This window comes from Halalkalibacter hemicellulosilyticusJCM 9152 (assembly GCF_000513115.1).
GTDB classification, from domain to species: Bacteria; Bacillota; Bacilli; order Bacillales; family Bacillaceae_D; genus Halalkalibacter; species Halalkalibacter hemicellulosilyticus.
On sequence record NZ_BAUU01000082.1, the window covers coordinates 1 to 1,899 of the forward strand.

Here is a 1,899-nt window from a genome sequence, read left to right on the forward strand (position 1 = left end):
TTAAGTTAGAAAGGGCGCACGGTGAATGCCTTGGCACTAGGAGCCGAAGAAGGACGCGACGAACGGCGAAACGCCTCGGGGAGCTGTAAGTAAGCTTTGAACCGGGGATATCCGAATGGGGGAACCCACCATCTGTAATGGGATGGTACCCGTATCTGAATCTATAGGATACGAGGAGGCAGACCTGGGGAACTGAAACATCTAAGTACCCAGAGGAAGAGAAAGCAAATGCGATTTCCTGAGTAGCGGCGAGCGAAACGGAATTAGCCCAAACCAAGAGGCTTGCCTCTTGGGGTTGTAGGACACTCTATACGGAGTCAAAAAGAAACGGAGTAGGTGAAGCGATCTGGAAAGATCTGCGAGACAAGGTAACAGCCCTGTAGCCGAAACTTCGTTTCCTCCAGAGTGGATCCTGAGTACGGCGGGACACGTGAAACCCCGTCGGAATCTGGGAGGACCATCTCCCAAGGCTAAATACTCCCTAGTGACCGATAGTGAACCAGTACCGTGAGGGAAAGGTGAAAAGCACCCCGGGAGGGGAGTGAAAGAGATCCTGAAACCGTGTGCCTACAACTAGTTGGAGCCCATTAACGGGTGACAGCGTGCCTTTTGTAGAATGAACCGGCGAGTTACGATCCCGTGCAAGGTTAAGCTGATAAGGCGGAGCCGTAGCGAAAGCGAGTCTGAATAGGGCGAAAGAGTACGTGGTCGTAGACCCGAAACCGTGTGATCTACCCATGTCCAGGGTGAAGTTCAGGTAACACTGAATGGAGGCCCGAACCCACGCATGTTGAAAAATGCGGGGATGAGGTGTGGGTAGGGGTGAAATGCCAATCGAACTCGGAAATAGCTGGTTCTCCCCGAAATAGCTTTAGGGCTAGCCTCGAGGAAGAGTCTTGGAGGTAGAGCACTGATTGGACTAGGGGTCCCCACAGGATTACCGAATTCAGTCAAACTCCGAATGCCAAAGACTTATCCTCGGGAGTCAGACTGCGAGTGCTAAGATCCGTAGTCAAGAGGGAAACAGCCCAGACCATCAGCTAAGGTCCCCAAGTATACGTTAAGTGGAAAAGGATGTGGAGTTGCCCAGACAACCAGGATGTTGGCTTAGAAGCAGCCACCATTTAAAGAGTGCGTAATAGCTCACTGGTCGAGTGACTCTGCGCCGAAAATGTACCGGGGCTAAACGTATCACCGAAGCTATGGATTGACACCGTTGGTGTCAGTGGTAGGGGAGCGTTCTAAGTGCAGCGAAGTCAGACCGAGAGGACTGGTGGAGCGCTTAGAAGTGAGAATGCCGGTATGAGTAGCGATAAGAGGGGTGAGAATCCCCTCCGTCGAAAGCCCAAGGTTTCCTGAGGAAGGCTCGTCCGCTCAGGGTCAGTCGGGACCTAAGCCGAGGCCGAAAGGCGTAGGCGATGGACAACAGGTTGATATTCCTGTACCACCTCCTCACCGTTTGAGCAATGGGGGGACGCAGAAAGGTAGGGTAAGCGCGGCATTGGATGTCCGCGTCCAAGCAGGTAGGCTGAGAAGTAGGCAAATCCGCTTCTCATGAAGGCTGAGCTGTGATGGCGAGGGAAATAATAGTACCGAAGTTCCTGATCCTACACTGCCTAGAAAAGCCTCTAGCGAGGTGTGAGGTGCCCGTACCGCAAACCGACACAGGTAGGCGAGAAGAGAATTCTAAGACGCTCGGGAGAACTCTCGTTAAGGAACTCGGCAAAATGACCCCGTAACTTCGGGAGAAGGGGTGCTCTATTAAGGTGAATAGCCTGAGAGAGCCGCAGTGAAAAGATCCAAGCGACTGTTTAGCAAAAACACAGGTCTCTGCGAAGCCGCAAGGCGAAGTATAGGGGCTGACACCTGCCCGGTGCTGGAAGGTTAAGAGGAGGGGTT

Annotated in this window: 1 rRNA gene; it reads left to right on the top strand. The window is 53.0% G+C overall.

The features are described from left to right. A 23S ribosomal RNA gene (locus JCM9152_RS20900) occupies positions 1-1,899 on the top strand; the annotation flags it as partial.